The 16,513-nt window shown below is 52.0% G+C and carries 15 protein-coding genes; 10 read left to right on the plus strand and 5 right to left on the minus strand.

Features of this window, described 5'->3' with window-relative positions; genetic code table 11:
• The 4 genes from FEE96_RS08915 to trxA are packed head-to-tail and all read left to right on the plus strand — an operon-like array spanning window position 1 to window position 7,338.
• On the plus strand, window positions 1–669 hold the full coding sequence (locus tag FEE96_RS08915; RefSeq protein WP_138163006.1) for a nucleotidyltransferase family protein: 669 nt from the start codon (window positions 1–3) through the stop codon (window positions 667–669).
• Complete coding sequence (addB, locus tag FEE96_RS08920; RefSeq protein WP_138162691.1) at window positions 662–3,592, plus strand: double-strand break repair protein AddB; 2,931 nt, start codon at window positions 662–664, stop codon at window positions 3,590–3,592. Before FEE96_RS08915 ends, addB begins: the two co-directional genes overlap by 8 nt.
• On the plus strand, window positions 3,589–6,957 hold the full coding sequence (addA, locus tag FEE96_RS08925) for a double-strand break repair helicase AddA (RefSeq protein ID WP_138162692.1): 3,369 nt from the start codon (window positions 3,589–3,591) through the stop codon (window positions 6,955–6,957). The genes addB and addA overlap by 4 nt, the downstream gene beginning before the upstream one ends.
• Window positions 6,958–7,017: 60 nt before the next feature.
• Window positions 7,018–7,338, plus strand: a complete 321-nt coding sequence (gene trxA, locus FEE96_RS08930; RefSeq protein ID WP_138162693.1) for a thioredoxin — start codon at window positions 7,018–7,020, stop codon at window positions 7,336–7,338.
• Between the two features lie 158 nt (window positions 7,339–7,496).
• On the opposite strand, the gene FEE96_RS08935 is transcribed toward trxA, so the two are convergent.
• Window positions 7,497–7,688: a DUF1127 domain-containing protein gene (locus tag FEE96_RS08935; RefSeq protein WP_138162694.1), complete on the minus strand. Its 192-nt coding sequence runs from the start codon at window positions 7,686–7,688 to the stop codon at window positions 7,497–7,499.
• A 142-nt stretch (window positions 7,689–7,830) separates the two neighbouring features.
• Window positions 7,831–8,730 (minus strand): hypothetical protein, encoded by a 900-nt coding sequence (locus tag FEE96_RS08940; RefSeq protein WP_138162695.1) that lies wholly within the window; start codon window positions 8,728–8,730, stop codon window positions 7,831–7,833.
• A 116-nt stretch (window positions 8,731–8,846) separates the two neighbouring features.
• On the opposite strand from FEE96_RS08940, the gene hslV reads away from it, so the two are divergent.
• The 4 genes from hslV to FEE96_RS08960 all read left to right on the plus strand — a co-directional run bounded on the left by hslV (window position 8,847) and on the right by FEE96_RS08960 (window position 12,982).
• Window positions 8,847–9,404: an ATP-dependent protease subunit HslV gene (gene hslV / locus FEE96_RS08945; RefSeq protein WP_138162696.1), complete on the plus strand. Its 558-nt coding sequence runs from the start codon at window positions 8,847–8,849 to the stop codon at window positions 9,402–9,404.
• Complete coding sequence (locus FEE96_RS08950) at window positions 9,401–10,465, plus strand: hypothetical protein (RefSeq protein WP_138162697.1); 1,065 nt, start codon at window positions 9,401–9,403, stop codon at window positions 10,463–10,465. Before hslV ends, FEE96_RS08950 begins: the two co-directional genes overlap by 4 nt.
• Before the next feature lie 11 nt (window positions 10,466–10,476).
• Window positions 10,477–11,784: an ATP-dependent protease ATPase subunit HslU gene (hslU, locus tag FEE96_RS08955; RefSeq protein WP_138162698.1), complete on the plus strand. Its 1,308-nt coding sequence runs from the start codon at window positions 10,477–10,479 to the stop codon at window positions 11,782–11,784.
• A gap of 79 nt (window positions 11,785–11,863) precedes the next feature.
• The gene (locus tag FEE96_RS08960; RefSeq protein ID WP_138162699.1) at window positions 11,864–12,982 is read left to right on the plus strand and encodes an alpha/beta hydrolase; all 1,119 of its coding nucleotides are present in this window, start codon (window positions 11,864–11,866) and stop codon (window positions 12,980–12,982) included.
• Between the two features lie 11 nt (window positions 12,983–12,993).
• On the opposite strand, the gene FEE96_RS08965 is transcribed toward FEE96_RS08960, so the two are convergent.
• Genes FEE96_RS08965 through FEE96_RS08975 form a run of 3 tightly spaced genes read right to left on the minus strand, consistent with a single transcriptional unit; the run spans window position 12,994 to window position 15,286 of the window.
• Window positions 12,994–13,581 (minus strand): Smr/MutS family protein, encoded by a 588-nt coding sequence (locus FEE96_RS08965; protein WP_138162700.1) that lies wholly within the window; start codon window positions 13,579–13,581, stop codon window positions 12,994–12,996.
• Entirely contained in the window at window positions 13,581–14,633 is a 1,053-nt protein-coding gene (gene mltA / locus FEE96_RS08970) for a murein transglycosylase A (protein WP_138162701.1), read from the minus strand. Before mltA ends, FEE96_RS08965 begins: the two co-directional genes overlap by 1 nt.
• A complete protein-coding gene (locus FEE96_RS08975) occupies window positions 14,630–15,286 on the minus strand; it encodes a Tim44/TimA family putative adaptor protein (protein ID WP_138162702.1) in 657 nt (218 codons plus the stop codon). The genes mltA and FEE96_RS08975 overlap by 4 nt, the downstream gene beginning before the upstream one ends.
• Before the next feature lie 109 nt (window positions 15,287–15,395).
• On the opposite strand from FEE96_RS08975, the gene FEE96_RS08980 reads away from it, so the two are divergent.
• Both FEE96_RS08980 and secB read left to right on the plus strand, forming a co-directional pair.
• Window positions 15,396–15,902, plus strand: coding sequence for an FxsA family protein (locus tag FEE96_RS08980; RefSeq protein ID WP_138162703.1), 507 nt, complete (start codon window positions 15,396–15,398; stop codon window positions 15,900–15,902).
• A 68-nt stretch (window positions 15,903–15,970) separates the two neighbouring features.
• Entirely contained in the window at window positions 15,971–16,462 is a 492-nt protein-coding gene (gene secB / locus FEE96_RS08985; protein WP_138162704.1) for a protein-export chaperone SecB, read from the plus strand.
• The last annotated feature ends 51 nt before the right edge of the window (window positions 16,463–16,513 follow it).

Here is a 16,513-nt window from a genome sequence, read left to right on the forward strand (position 1 = left end):
ATGTTATTTGCGGCCGGCTTTGGTACACGAATGAAATCACTGACCAAAGACTGCCCCAAACCTTTGATCAAAGTCGCAGGTAAACCCTTGATCGACTATGCTTTAGAACTGGCTTGCGAGATTGAACCGAAGCATATTGTGGCCAACCTGCATTACCATGCAGAGCAACTGAGAACTCATCTTGCACCAAATGGCGTCGAATTCAGTCTTGAAACACCAACTATTTTGGACACCGGTGGCGGCTTACGACAGGCCTTGTCTAAATTGGGTGACGACCCCGTCTTCACGATGAACTCTGATGTAATTTGGACCGGTCCAAACCCTTTGAAACTGGCGCTGGAAGCCTGGGACCCAAAGCAGATGGATGCGCTCTTGGTCTGTGTACCTTTAGATCGCGCTGTTGGTCGCAAGGGTGCTGGAGATTTCACAGCCGACGCCAGTGGCCGCATCAGCCGGGGCGGCGATCTTGTATATGGTGGTGTGCAAATCATAAAGACTTCAGGTTTGCACCAAATTCAGGAAAAAGCCTTCTCTCTGAACGTATTGTGGAACCAGATCCACGATGTCGATCGGTTGTTTGCACTGGAATACCCCGGGCATTGGTGTGATGTCGGATACCCCGAAGGTATAGAATTGGCGGAAACTCTGTTGAAATCCCCTAATGTTTGAGCCCAGCAAGCTTCCCCGCCTTTTTGCCTTGCCTTGCGGCGTTGATTTTCCCCGCGCATTGGTCGATGGACTGATCCAGCGCAGTATCAGCCATCCCCCCGAGGCCTTGGCCAAGGTTGAACTGATCGTCAACACCCAACGCATGGCGCGGCGGATACGCAGCCTTTTCGATGCAGGCCCGACCCTACTGTTACCGCGGATGTCACTGCTCGGAGATTTTTCAAAGCGCGCCACTTTGCACGGGCTACCGCCAGCCTTACCCCCCTTGCGACGACGGTTGGAACTGTCGCAACTTATAGCGCGATTGCTGGATGCACAGCCAGATTTGGCTGCCCGGTCATCACTTTATGATCTATCCGATAGTCTAGCGGCGTTGATTGACGAGATGCAGGGAGAAGGCGTCAGCACTGAAACCATTCGCAATCTTGATGTGTCCGATATGTCCGGTCACTGGGCACGCGCGCAGGCCTTTATCGGTATCGCAGATGAGTTTACCGATACCCAAGACGGTGCGATGGATGCGCAAGCACGTCAACGTCAGGTGGTGTTAAATCTGATTGAAACCTGGCAGGAAAACCCGCCTACACATCCTGTGATTCTTGCAGGGTCAACAGGATCACGCGGAACCACCTTGCTGTTAATGCAGGCTATTTCACGACTGCCGCAAGGTGCGGTGATTTTACCGGGGTTTGATTTTGATCTACCGACAGCAGTCTGGGACGGACTGGATGACCCATTAATATCCGAAGACCACCCACAATTTCGATTTCACAAAATGATGCGTAACCTAGATCTGTCCCCTAAGGACATATTGCCGTGGAGTGATGCGCAGCCGCCAGCGTCCGCTCGTAACCGGTTAGTGTCGCTTGCCCTACGTCCTGCCCCAGTCACAGATGCCTGGATGAGCGAAGGACCTCAGCTAACAGATTTAGATAAGGCCGGCAGCAATATGGTTCTGATTGAAGCCTCTAGCCCAAGAGCTGAAGCTTTGGCTATTGCGCTTCGGTTACGTCAAGCCGCTGAAGATGGCCAAACCGCTGCACTGATCACTCCGGATCGTATGTTGACCAGACAAGTCTCAGCTGCGTTGGATCGTTGGGATATTTTGCCCGACGACAGCGCCGGTCAGCCGTTGCAATTATCGCCCCCAGGCCGGTTCCTGCGTCACGTGGCAGAGCTATTTTGCAAGCCTTTGTCCGGTGACACCTTACTGACCCTGCTAAAGCACCCTCTTACTCATGATGGTGGTGAACGCGGCACCCATCTGCGGCACGCCCGCGAATTGGAATTGCAACTGCGCAGTTATGGCCCACCCTACCCTGACGCAGACTGTTTTTCCAATTTTGGCAATAAGCGCGACGTGATGGAAGGCTGGACCAGGTGGCTATCCACATATTTTGCAGATCAAACCATCTCTGGTTCGCTACCACTTACCAACTGGGTCAACCACCTACGTACACTTGCCGAAGCCATCGCCACAGGTAGCCAATCCAAGGGTACTGGGACGCTGTGGGACAAGAAGGCTGGACAAGAAGCCCTGAAAATCATGCAGTCGTTGGAAGCTGAGGCTAGCTTTGGTGGCGAGATGAGCGCTCGGGATTTTGCCGACCTGCTTGGGGCACTGCTTTCTCAAGGTGAAGTCCGTGATCGAGATGCGCCCCACGGGAAAATCATGATCTGGGGCACGCTCGAAGCACGCGTGCAAGGTGCTGAACTGGTCATCCTAGGCGGTTTGAATGAAGGCAGTTGGCCTGAAGCCGCCAAACCTGATCCTTGGCTCAATCGTCAATTACGCAACCAGGCTGGCCTACTGCTGCCAGAACGCCGCATCGGATTGTCTGCGCACGATTTTCAGCAAGCCATTGCCGCTCCCGAAGTTTGGATAACCCGTGCGGTGCGCTCGGATGATTCCGATACTGTTGCTTCACGTTGGTTAAACAGACTTTGCAATCTGCTGGACGGGTTGCCGGATCAAAACGGACCAGGCGTGTTGGCTGGAATGCGCGAGCGTGGCCGGATTTGGCTTGATTGGGCCGAAGCATTAGAGGAACCAACGGAATCTCCTCCTGCTCTGCGCCCTTCCCCGCGCCCCCCGGTTTCCTCCCGGCCACGCCGATTGACCATTACAGAAATACCGCGGCTAATCCGAGATCCCTACGCGATCTACGCCAAACACGTCCTGCGATTAAAGCCACTGAACCCACTTGTAAGGATTCCAGATGCGCTGTTGCGTGGAATTGTAGTGCATGAAGTGTTCGAACACTTCATCAAGCAGTCATTGGATAATCCCGAACTACTGACACGTGAAATATTACTGGAAAAAACTCGCGAGCTATTGACGGAACATGTACCTTGGCCTGTGGCCCGGTGTTTGTGGTTGTCACGCATAAATCGCATTGCCTCCGATTTCATATTGGCAGAACAGAACCGGCGCCAAACTGCCCGCCCCATTGCATTTGAGGCCAAGGGCGAGGCCAGACTTGATCCGCTTGATTTCACCATTGCCTGTCGTGCCGATCGGATCGACGTTGATGACCGTGGTTTTCTACATCTGTACGATTACAAAACAGGTGCCCCCCCTTCTGAAGCGCAGCAAAAGAAATTCGATAAGCAACTGTTGATCGAAGCGGCTATGGCTGAACAGGGTGCGTTCAAAGACATTGGGCCAACCGAAGTTGCCCGAGCCCTATTCATTGGTTTGGGTGCGTCAATGAAGGAAGTTCAGGCCCCTCTGGGTACTGAATCTCCAGCCAAAATCTGGGACGAACTTCGACAGTTGATCGAGGCCTATTTCGACCCTAATCAAGGGTATACAAGTCGTCGCATGTTGCATCTCGACAGTGACCATAGTGACTATGATCACCTCTCTCGCTTTGGCGAATGGGATCGCAGTGCAACTCCCGAACCCGAGGGTCTGACATGAGCAACGGACAGATCAAACGCGATGCCGCGTCCGAGGCACAATTTCGCGCGGCCCGTCCTGATGCCTCAACTTGGTTAGCTGCCAATGCTGGATCGGGCAAAACCAAAGTTCTGACTGATCGTGTGGCGCGGTTGCTGCTCAAAGGTGTGCAACCACAGCACATCCTTTGTCTGACCTATACCAAAGCCGCTGCTAGCGAGATGCAGAACCGATTGTTCAAACGTCTTGGTGAATGGGCAATGTTGCATGACAAACCACTAATCGCTGCACTGACCGAATTGGGCGCAGAGGACGTTATCTCAGCCGAAGGTCTAACACAGGCACGCACCCTTTTTGCCCGTGCGCTGGAAACCCCTGGTGGCCTAAAAATTCAGACCATTCATTCGTTCTGTTCCTCGTTGCTAAGGCGTTTTCCACTCGAGGCTGGTGTCAGCCCCCAGTTTTCCGAAATGGAGGACCGCGCCGCCGCATTCTTGCGCGCCGAATTGGTCGAGGACTTTGCGCAGGACCATCACGCCCCAATGGTCGAAGCATTAACCAGGTATGTTACGGATAGTGATTTTGACAATCTGACCGCCGCAATCAGCCGCCGTCGAGCCGGTTTCGAAGTTCCTTTGGATTGGCAGGACCTACTGCAGTTATTCGGTCTTCCCCCTGAATTTGATGATGTTACACTTGAGACATCTGTATTTCTGGGTGGTGAAAAAGAACTTCTGCAACGTACCCGGGATATGCTGGAAACTGGCGGAAGCAACGATCAAAAAGCGGCCCAAAAACTACGTGGCATAGTCCAACCTACTCTTTCCGACCTGCCTGCACTTGAAAGTGTATTGCTAACAGGAGCCGGCGCCAAAGAACCATTCACTGCTAAAATAGGATCTTTCCCAACCAAAAAACTACGCGAAGCTCATCTTTCGTTGATGGACCAGCTAGAGCCCTTGATGTTGCGGATTGAAGATGCACGCGCCAAAAGGCTAGGGCTGATGGCAGCACGCAAATCACATGACCTGCACCGGTTTGCAGCAGCTTTCCTGCCCGAATATGCCCGTCGCAAACAACTGCGCGGCTGGCTCGATTTTGATGACCTGATCCTCAAAGCACGGCAATTGCTAAATGATCCTTCGGTGGCCGCTTGGGTTTTGTACCGGCTGGACGGTGGTATTGATCACATCTTGGTCGATGAAGCGCAGGACACCAGCCCAGTTCAATGGGACGTGATTGAAAAGCTGGCGCAAGAATTCACTTCAGGCGAGGGCGCGCGCTCTGATGTCGAACGTACAATTTTTGTGGTTGGTGACAAAAAACAGTCGATCTACTCGTTTCAGGGTGCCGATCCAGATGCCTTTGATCGAATGCGAGCTGAGTTTGGAAATCGTCTGCACGACACCGGCAGCGCACTTCAGGATGCATCTCTTGATTTTTCCTTTCGTTCATCTGCGGCGATACTGGGCTTGGTCGACTTAGTGTTCCAGGACATGCCTCGCGCTGGATTCCATAAGGAATCTCTTCACCGCGCCTTCAAATCCGATCTTCCGGGTAGGGTCGATTTGTGGCCGCTAGTAGAGAAGGTTGACGACAAAGATGAGCGAGACTGGACCGACCCGCTGGACCGGCCAGGTGCACGTCATCACAATGTGATTCTGGCCGAACGCATAGCACAATCAATCAAGGATATGATCGACAGCGGTGCTACAATCCCAGAGGACGGCCCAACACGAGGTAGCTTTGTGCGCCGTCCTGTGCATGCGGGCGATTTCCTCATCTTGGTTCAACGGCGCTCTGATCTGTTTTCCGAAATAATTCGCGCATGCAAGACTGCACGCCTGCCCATCGCAGGTGCCGACAGGCTTAAAGTTGGGGCAGAGTTGGCGGTAAAAGATCTTGCGGCCCTTTTGTCATTCCTCTCCACGCCCGAAGATTCTCTGTCGCTGGCATGTGCACTAAAGTCTCCGCTGTTTGGCTGGACTGAACAAATGTTGTTCGACCTTTCGCATAGACGGGAGCGACCATTCCTTTGGCAAGCGTTGCGCGACCGGAGAAAAGAATTTCCTGATACCATGGCCATGCTCAATGACCTGCGTGACCAAACCGATTTCCTGCGCCCTTTTGATCTAATTGAGAGAATTTTGACCCGCCATTCTGGCAGGCAGAATTTGCTAGGAAGGTTGGGTCCAGAAGCTGAGGATGGGATTAATGCGCTACTCAGCCAATCGTTGGCTTATGAACGAACCGATATTCCCAGCTTGACTGGGTTTTTGGTTTGGATGCAGACCGACGATTTGGAAATCAAACGCCAGATGGGTGCGGCCGGGAGTATGATCCGAGTCATGTCAGTGCATGGTTCTAAAGGGCTGGAAGCACCGATTGTGATCCTACCCGACACAGCCAAGCGGCAACCGCCTCGCGATGATGAAATTATGTTGGCTGATGGCACCCCAATTTGGAAACTTCCGACGGCGCAGATGCCTGCACCGATGCTGGTTGCCCGTGAAGCCGCGCAAGAAAAACAACAGAACGAGAGGCTACGATTGCTATACGTAGCACTGACCCGTGCTGAGAAGTGGCTGATTGTAGCCGCTGCTGGTGATCTCTCTAAAGAAGGAGATAGCTGGTACCAAAGAGTGGAAACAGCACTGGGGGAAGCCGGCGCGGTGACCCTAGAAACCCCAGGCGGCCCGGGGCTGCGACTGGAACATGGGGATTGGGATGGATTGGAATTTAACAACCACGAGATAAAGACTCGGGAAAAATCCGCGTTACCCAAAGTTTTTACTTGCCCAGCAGCTCCCTATATCCCGCCAAAGTCAACACTTAGCCCGTCAGAACTGGGTGGAGCAAAAGCGCTACCTGGGGATCAAGGTTTGGATGAAGAAACTGCGATGGCCCGCGGTGCTCGCTTGCACCTTCTGTTAGAACACCTACCACAAGCGTTGCCATCAAACTGGTCGAAAACTGCACAAAACTTGTTGCAGGGCGAAGCTGACTGCGACGAGTTATTGGCCGAAGCAAGCGCGGTACTGAAAAATCCAGACTTCTCAGATATATTCGCCCCTGAAACGCTTGCTGAAGTTTCGATCACCGCACAGGTGCAAGATGACCGTTTGCATGGGATCATTGATCGACTGGTTGTAACTCAAGACAAGGTGCTGGCCGTGGACTTCAAGTCAAATGCAACCGTGCCGACAAGTGCAGAAAACTGCCCAGAGGGTTTACTGCGCCAAATGGGGGCTTACGCGCATGCGTTGGCGCAAATCTATCCAGATCGTCAGATAGAGACCGCGTTGATCTGGACGCGAACAGCGACGCTGATGCCACTACCACACGATCTTGTGTCCACTGCGCTAATGCGACGTCTCGCGCCTTGACGAGTTAGCAATCCGTTCATAGGTTCTCACTCCTGTTGCCACACTCATGGAGACATTCATATGTCCACCGTAGCCGTCACCGACGCCACTTTCGACGCCGAAGTCAAAAATTCCGATGTCCCCGTAGTGGTGGATTTCTGGGCCGAATGGTGCGGCCCCTGCAAACAAATCGGCCCCGCTCTGGAAGAGCTGGCGGCTGAATATGGTGGCAAGATTAAAATTGCTAAGGTCGATGTCGACAGCAACCCAAACGCGGCTGCCGCGATGGGTGTTCGTGGCATCCCAGCCCTGTTTCTCTTCAAAGATGGCCAGGTTGTATCGAACCGTGCCGGTGCCGCTCCTAAGGCTGCATTGCAAAGCTGGATCGACGAAGCGCTCTGATCCGTTTTGATCACTAAGATTTTTGAAAGGGCGTCTCTATCGGGCGCCCTTTTTCTTTGCGCGAAAGTTGGCCACGATGTTGATCCCACAAATCAACATTTCAAAAGAAAAAGCCGCCCTGAAAGGAGCGGCTTTGAACTTCGAAAGATGTGGCGTGATCAGAATAGATCAGCGCGGGTCAGGCCGATGTCCTGCAATTGTTCGCTGCTCAAACGCGACAGCAGTTTGCGGGTCACTCGGGCTTCGTTCCAAGCCACAACTGAGTTTTTAACGTTCAGAATACTATCCACAACGCGGAGGGTGGCGACTGCTCCCAGAGGAGCTTGGGTGTTGGTGACTACGAATGCCATGGTACGCTTCCTTTGATCTATCAGCCGACACTGTGTCGGTTGTTGACCTTGATGTAGGGGTAGCAAGTGAGTCTCACAATTGCCCTTTCGACAGCCCCGATTTGCGCCCAGTGCATAGCAAGTGAACAATCAGTTAAGGGCGTCAAATAGGCCAACCAGCTGCAAGTAGCTTTGAGCGTATTTTATCCGTGGCATCCTCACGGCCGCCATTGATACACATTTTTTGCCAAAACCAATGCACGTAACCAGAATAGTCCGGCTCTAATTGAGGGCCCATTGCCATTGCATTTTTCACACCTAATTCGATAACATTAGCCGAGATATGATGGAAATCTATCTGTCCAAAAAGCACCGAAGGTTTGGCAAAAAAATATCCAAAGTAGGCCACTGACGAATTCTGCGTAACAACGTAATCGCAAGTTGCCAGAAGGTCGGCCATCCCCCCCATTCGGATTGAAATGCGTGGATATCGGGAGGCAAGTTCTTCCAACGCTGATAGCTCGGAGGAGGTATAGCTCTCGCTGGGATGGAGGCTGACAATAACAGGACGTATTGGATCATTTTCCAAAACGTGCTCCACCATTTGAAGCGGTGAGCAGGTTTGAAAAGAACGATGGTCTTGTAACTTTCCTTGTAATGGAAGGTATACAAATCCTTGTCGACTTGCCTTCGCCGCCGCCTCTCCAAATTGTCGTTTACGCCAAAATTTGTAAAACCCTTCCGCCTCTTCGCGATTTACCTCGCAAACTGAAAACTTGGTTCTCGCAACGTCCCAATCCCACCGCTTGGATGTATTTTCGATAGCCCAAAATGGATATTGATAGGCCCTACGCATCGTCAAAGCGCGTTGATGGAATGGATCGCCCATATGAAACATCGCATATCCTGGCCGAGACGCTGATTTGCGAAGACTGCTGTCATCCTGATTTTCAAAAGCAACTTCAAACCCAGATTCTTCAACTACACATCTGATCTTATTTATAAAATTATGGTTTCCAGTTTCTGCGCGTTTGCGCAATTGTCTGTGTAAATAGAAGGTCAAAATTGGTGTCTCAGGCATATGTTGACGGTAGATATTGTGCCGTCCAAGATCAAGTAACCTCCCTTGTACGTTAGGAAAGATACTTCCATATATAGGGCAACTAAATGGAGGCATTCATGGCAGACAATCAATTCCCTGGTTGGCACGGCACTACCATCATTGGCGTCAAAAAAGATGGTGAAGTTGTGATTGCGGGTGACGGGCAGGTTTCATTGGGCCAAACCGTAATCAAAGGTACTGCTCGTAAAGTGCGACGCCTGTCTGCTGGTGGTTATGATGTTGTTGCGGGGTTTGCAGGTTCAACTGCCGATGCCTTTACCCTGCTGGAGCGGCTTGAGGCCAAGTTGGAAGCAACTCCCGGCCAGTTGGCTCGCGCGAGCGTTGAATTAGCCAAGGACTGGCGTACTGATAAGTATCTGCAAAAGCTTGAGGCTATGCTGATTGTCACTGACGGTACCGATCTGTTGGTGATCACTGGCGCTGGCGATGTATTGGAACCCGAGCACGAAGTTGCAGCCATCGGTTCTGGTGGTAATTTTGCTCTCGCGGCCGCCCGGGCAATGATGGACAGCGATAAATCTGCTGAACAAGTCGCCCGCGATGCCATGGCGATTGCTGCTGATATTTGTGTCTATACAAATGGACGCCTAACGGTGGAGAGTATTTCGCCATGATCGACCGCGATGATCTCCGCGCTGCAGTCGGATCGGGTTTGATCGGAGAAGCTCAGGCTGCGTCTTTGGCCGCCCTAGCTGACAGTCGTCGCGGCGCTCGTGAAAACCTAGCCCCTGGAGACGAGCCGTTTGAACTGTTCAAGGGCTTCAATGAGATCTTCATCGTTATTGGCCTTTTGATCCTGGCCTCGGGCTGGGTTGCAATCGCCGGAATCACCATGATGAGTGAAATCACCAACTACCAACTGAAAATTGCTTCCACGTCAGTTTTCTCAGCGGTCACCATCTGGATTCTGGCGGAATACTTCATCCGCCGCCGTCGGATGATAGCCCCCGCTATCGCTTTGTCACTGCTTTGGACTGCTAACGCCGGGTCTGGTATTACGGCATATTTTGCCCAACCTTTTATGCTTGCACAAGAAGACCTGTCTAGCCTTCCACTACCCCTCGCCTTGACCACGCTAACCATAGCGTTGTTCTGGTTTCGCTTTCGCGTACCGTTTTCTATGGCTCTAATTGCTCTCGGTTTGTTTTCTTTGACAATTATGGTCGGAGCAAATCAAGCTGGAACGCCCAATAATTTCAGCGACCTGTTCCTGCTTTCCGCGGATGGGCCATTTGCTTTTATCACACTGGCAGTTGGTCTCGCGGTGTTTGCTGTGGCCATGTTTTTTGATATGTCGGACCCGCATCGCGTCACTCGCCGGTCTGCTCAGGGATTTTGGCTACATGTGGTCGCGGCCCCTGCCCTTGTGAACACCATCGCACTAACTTTGCTCACCAGCGAATCCGAACTCGCCTATGCGATATTGCTCGCCGTTTTGCTTTTGTTTGCGATTGTCGCAATCGTCATCGACCGCCGGTCCTTTCTGATAGCTGCTATTGGTTATATCGTGACATTGGCAGGGACGGTTTTTGACGGTGAAAACACCGCGATCGTTGTTTTCGTACTTGGAATCTTTCTTGTGGTGCTGGGGGCCTTCTGGGCGCGTATCCGTGCGGCTCTTTTAAAACCTCTTTCCGGCATCCTGCCCCTGCATCTTCTGCCACCATCCCACTGATCGGACGACCCATGACAGACCTAACACCACGCGAGATCGTTTCCGAACTGGATCGTTTCATCATCGGCCAAAATGACGCGAAACGCGCCGTTGCGGTGGCCCTGCGTAACCGCTGGCGGCGCAAGCAGTTAGCTGATGATTTGCGTGATGAGGTGTATCCAAAGAATATCCTTATGATCGGCCCCACAGGTGTAGGTAAAACCGAAATATCTCGTCGGTTAGCAAAATTGGCGCGTGCCCCGTTCATCAAAGTTGAAGCCACCAAGTTTACCGAAGTTGGTTACGTTGGGCGCGACGTGGAACAAATCATCCGTGATCTTGCTGACGCTGCGATCTTGCAAACACGCGAGCTGATGCGAGAAGATGTCAAAGCCAAGGCTCACCACGCAGCTGAAGAGCGGGTTCTTGCGGCTATAGTCGGAGAAGACGCGCGAGATGCCACCCGTGAGATGTTTCGTAAGAAACTGAAGTCAGGTGAGCTCGACAATACAGAGATTGAGCTGGATCTAGCAGACACCTCTAACCCAATGGGGTCATTTGAAATTCCAGGACAACCCGGATCGAACATGGGGATGATGAACCTTGGCGATCTGTTCGGTAAGGCAATGGGTGGACGCAGCGTGCGACGAAAAATGACTGTCTCGGAAAGCTATGAAATTTTGATCGGTGAAGAAGCGGACAAACTTCTTGATGATGAAACTGTCGCCCGTGCGGCGCTGGATTCAGTTGAACAAAATGGCATCGTGTTTCTGGATGAGATCGACAAAGTCTGTGCCCGTAGCGATGCACGCGGTGGTGATGTCAGCCGTGAAGGTGTTCAGCGTGACCTACTTCCGTTGATCGAAGGAACCACAGTATCGACCAAACATGGTCCGATCAAAACTGACCATATTCTCTTCATTGCATCGGGTGCTTTTCACATTGCCAAACCATCTGACCTACTGCCTGAACTCCAAGGGCGCCTGCCCATCCGGGTCGAGCTACGTGCACTGACCGAAAACGACTTTGTTCGAATTTTGACCGAAACTGACAATGCCCTGACACTGCAATACACTGCGCTTATGGGCACGGAAGAGGTCACAGTCACCTTTACCAAGGACGGGATCGCTGCATTGGCCAAGATCGCCGCCGAGGTCAATCATACAGTCGAAAACATCGGCGCAAGACGGCTATACACTGTGATGGAACGCGTGTTCGAAGAACTGTCGTTCACCGCGCCGGACCGTCAGGGTGATGAAGTCACTGTCGATGCTGAGTTTGTTGAGGCAAACCTTGGCGCTTTGACCAAGTCTGCCGATATCAGCCGTTACGTCCTGTGACGACTCTTCAGGTATCCTTTCGCAAGACAATGCCACTGGCCTTGTTTACTCGCCAAAAATAGACAAGGGCACTGCGGTAATGCACATACTCGTACGAGCTGTCTTGGGATTGGTTGTGGTTGGATTGACTGCTTGTACCGACCGTTCATACACTCCAGTCATGCCCGAGGCGTTGCTGGTCGGTACCCCAAAAACCATTTTTGCCGCCACAATTAGAGAACCCGAACCAGACGGCAGTTTTGGTCCAGGCAGGTCAGACAACTACAGCCTGCTCGAGTTGACCGTTTCAATTCCACCAAGCCATCGTCCAGGCGAATTGAATTTTGCCTATGCCAATCCCGACCCACAAACTCAATTCACCATGGCTAATCGGCAGCTTCTAGATGGCCCAAATGAATTCAAGGCGCGGTTAAAAGAAGAAGTCAGAAATCTTCCCGGGACCGAACAGGAAGTGACTGTTTTTGTACATGGGTTCAATTCTACCCAATCCGAAACAGCGTTTCGAGCTGCTCAATTGGCCCAGGACATTCAGCTGCCGGGAGCAACGATGATCTACTCCTGGCCCAGCCAGGGTAACCCACTAGGCTATGCGTATGATGGCGACAGCGTGTTGTTTGCGCGCGATGGGTTAGAGCGGATGTTACGGCAAATTCGCTCGGCCGGTGTGGGTCGTATAGTTTTGGTTGCTCACTCAATGGGGTCCCAACTGGTCATGGAAACCCTACGTCAAATCGAAATACAAACTCCCGGTTGGTCGGCAGCCAACTTAAATGGCGTGGTTCTGATGTCTCCTGATTTGGATGTGGAAGTGTTTCGAAGTCAAATGCGGCGCATTGAAAATGTTCCACAACCCTTCATCGTTTTTGTGTCCAGTAAAGACAAATTACTGAATATATCTAGCCGCTTACGTGGTACTCACAGCAGTGAACGATTGGGGAATATTTCCTCTTTGGACGCAGTTTCCGGTTTGCCGATCCGGATTGTTGACACTACAGCGTTTTCGGATGATGCCGCCTCTGCACACCTAGTCGCCGGAACCTCACCAGCCCTGATTGCAATGTTGAATGCCGCTCGCAAAACAGCTGATGCCTTTGGAAAGGATTCTGCTCAAATTGGAAATCTACTGCCAGGACGGATTACTACCTCCAATGGCACGACCGAAATCAGTTTGCTGAATACTCCCTCTGAGGTCAGGTAAGAGTGGGATGATCAGCGGGTTCGGCGAAGATAGACATAATAGGCACCTCCACCGCCATGGCTAACATGAGCAGGTGTCACCTGTAGAACAGCCTGAGCCAGCGGCGCCAAGAGCAACCATTGGGGCACTTGATGACGTAACACTCCACGCGGCGTTGGTATTGGTCCCGGCTCATCACGGTCCTTACCCTTACCGGTTACCACCAATACCAACCGCTTTCCCGACGCTTGAGCCGTCAGGATAAAGCGGATCAACGCCGGGTGGGCTGAATCTACTCGCATGCCATGCAGGTCCAGCTTTCCCTCAGGCCGCAGCTTACCGCGCTTCATGCGAGTAAAAGCTTTTTGGTCCATCTGCACGGGCGTGTTAAATAGCCTATCCGAGATCGCAGGCTTCAAATCATGCTTGGTAGGTTTTTTGCGCGTTCGGCTACCTAGTTCAAAGCTATCGATCCGCGGAATGATCTGCTTTGTCGGTTTCGGTTTTGGCAATGGCAGTGCCGGTGGCGTGCTATGAGTGCCGGGATGCAGACGCTCGGCCTTTTTCACAACCTCTTGCCAGAGGTCGATTTCGTCTGCCGTTAATTTCCGCCGTGTCATTAGATGTCTTCCGGTAGCAACGCATAGGCCCGTTGAATTGGCAACAACACAACCATCCGCCCCGGATCACGCAACCGACCTGCCGCCTGCCCCGCTTCGTCGCCCGTACCATAGAAGATGTCTGCCCGCTGTGCGCCCTTGATAGCCGAGCCAGTGTCCTGTGCAACCATCAGACGGCGCATTTTTCCTGCGCCATCCTTTTCAAGCCAAACTGGCGCGCCTAGCGGAGTGAATCTAGGGTCCACAGCAAGGCTACGGAGCGCCGTAACAGAACGATTCATCGCCCCTAAAGGGCCCGCTGACGATGGTACTTTGCTAACCTCTCTGAAAAATACATATGATGGGTTATGCAGTAGCAATTCACGACCATCTGTCGGGTTACGTCGCACCCAGTTTTTTATCACCTGAGCGCTGACCTGGTGCGCATTGTATATACCGCGTCGCACCAACTCTGTTCCGATCGAGCGGTAGTTATGACCGTTTGCACCACCATAGCCGACACGCAAAAACGAACCATCAGGCAATCTTACTCGTCCAGATCCCTGAATTTGTAGGAAAAACAATTCAACCGAGTCATCTACCCAGGCAATCTCGAGACCCCTGCCATCCATGACACCACTGGTTAGTATATCCCGCCTGGACAGCCACTGATTAGCGCTGCGGGCCTCTGGTGGCATCTTATAGATTGGGTACTTGAAACGCGCACTGCGATATCTCGAGCCATCAAGTTCAGGTTCGAAGTAGCCAGTAAACAGCCCTTCATTCCCATCTTCGATCAATATGGGACGGAACAAAAGTTCAAAAAAAGCACGAGCGGAGCCGGGTTTTTGCTGCTGCGCCACTGCACACAAAGACTGCCAATCTGAGTCATCGAAATCTCTGCACGTCCCTAGAAATACTTCTAGAGCGGCGGAATGGTCATCCGCGTCCCAGCCGTCAAGCTGGGAAAAGTCCAACATCTGGTAGTTGGTTTCTGATTGCGCTCCGGTTGCGCTCATGGCGATCCCTATCAGGCAAGCAACGCCAAAAGCCCACCGAAGTGCCGCTATCATGCGTCTGTGGCGACGAGATGCCAGTTCGGATCATCGGTGCCCATATTGCGCGCAAAGGTCCAAGTGTCTTTCTGACGTTTAACCTTTTTAGCATCACCTTCGACAATATCCCCACCGCGATCCCGAACGACTGACGTCAGTTCAGCGACAAAACGCATTGTGATCTCGGCGCGGCTTTGCGCTTCATCAAATTGGGCATCAACAACAGTTGTTTCACGAACACCGATAAACTCCGCCTCGATGGTCAATCCCTGGTCTTCACGATGTGCGACTGCATCAACAAAACTGTCGAATATTTCTTCCGACATAAACGGCTGGATATTATCCAACTCACCTTTTTCAAAACCCATCAGAATCATTTCATAAGCGCCGCGTGAGCCCTGTACGAAATCGCTGACTGAAAACGACTGCTCCACACGTTTCATCGCACTCAGCGCTTTTGCCTGTGGACTGCTTTCATCTACGTGGTCAGTTATATCCTGATCTGGACCGCCCTCGATTACTTCGAAACCGGCCCGATCTGCGCGCCCGTTCGATTTAGGAAGTGGTGGCTTTTCAAAGCCCTCGCGGGTGCCCAGCACATTTTTCAGGCGAAGGATCAAAAAGACGGCAATGCCGGCTAGTACCAGAAGCTGGATCAAGGGGGACTCCATTTGGACCTCTTATTAAAGACTAGGCTTTGAAACCAAAGCTCTCAGCACTTATGTATGTGACGGGCGGGATCAAGTCCACCGTTCCACAAATGTAACAAGGAAACCATTCATGTACCTGCTTCTGGCCTTTCTATTGGTGCCAATTGTCGAAATTGCCCTGTTTATTCAGGTCGGTGGGCTTATTGGTCTGTGGCCAACTTTGACCATTGTGGTTTTGACTGCGGTTCTGGGAACCTGGTTGGTTAAATCTCAGGGGCGGATAGCGTTAGGGCAATTGCAAAATTCATTTCAGAAACTGGACGACCCAACTGAGCCACTAGCCCACGGTGCGATGATCCTGGTTGCTGGGGCGTTATTGTTAACGCCGGGATTTTTTACCGACGCCGTTGGGTTTTCTTTGCTAATGCCTCCGGTAAGGATGGCGGTTTATCGGTTTCTACGTGCACGCGTTAGCGTAGCGCAGTTCCATATGGGCCCGAATTCCACAACGTCACGCAGTCACCCCAACAGGCAAAGTCGCCAAAGCGATATCATCGACGGTGAATTTGAAGAGGTTTCTCCGCGACAAACTCCAAATAAACCGTCCGGTTGGGTTGATGGGCCCGATCAAGGTTGACCTGACCCGTTGAGGTGCAAGTGCCAAGCTGATATGCACGGCACAAATTTTATTTCAGGAGTAGTTCCATGGCCGAAAACGGCGCGACCGAAGGCGGACAACCGCAAATCCAGATGAATGTTCTGGGCCAGTTTATCCGCGACATGTCGTTCGAAAACGTGATGGCGCAAAAAGGCACAGGCAGCGACGCCCAGCCCGATGTCAGCGTTCAGGTGAACCTTGATGCCAAGAAGCGTACGACTGAAAATCAGTACGAAGTTCTGACAAAGCTGGTCATCGAATCCAAAGTCAAAGAAACCGGCGATGTACTGTTTGTTTTTGAGCTGGAATATGTCGGTATTTTCAACATCGCAGGTGTGCCTGAAGATCAGCTTCACCCGTTCCTACTGATCGAATGCCCACGGATGTTGTTCCCGTTCCTGCGCCGTATCGTATCTGATGTTACTCGCGATGGTGGTTTCCCACCACTTAACCTGGATAACATTGATTTTGTTGCGATCTATCGCAACGAACTGGCCCGTCGGCAGACCGAAGCCCCAGCTTCCCAACCGACCCAGTAATTTTACATTCGCTACAAAGCTACAAAACGCCGCTGATCAAACAGCGGCGTT

The sequence above is a fragment of the Parasedimentitalea maritima genome (assembly GCF_005771405.1).
Taxonomy (GTDB): Bacteria; Pseudomonadota; Alphaproteobacteria; order Rhodobacterales; family Rhodobacteraceae; genus Parasedimentitalea; species Parasedimentitalea maritima.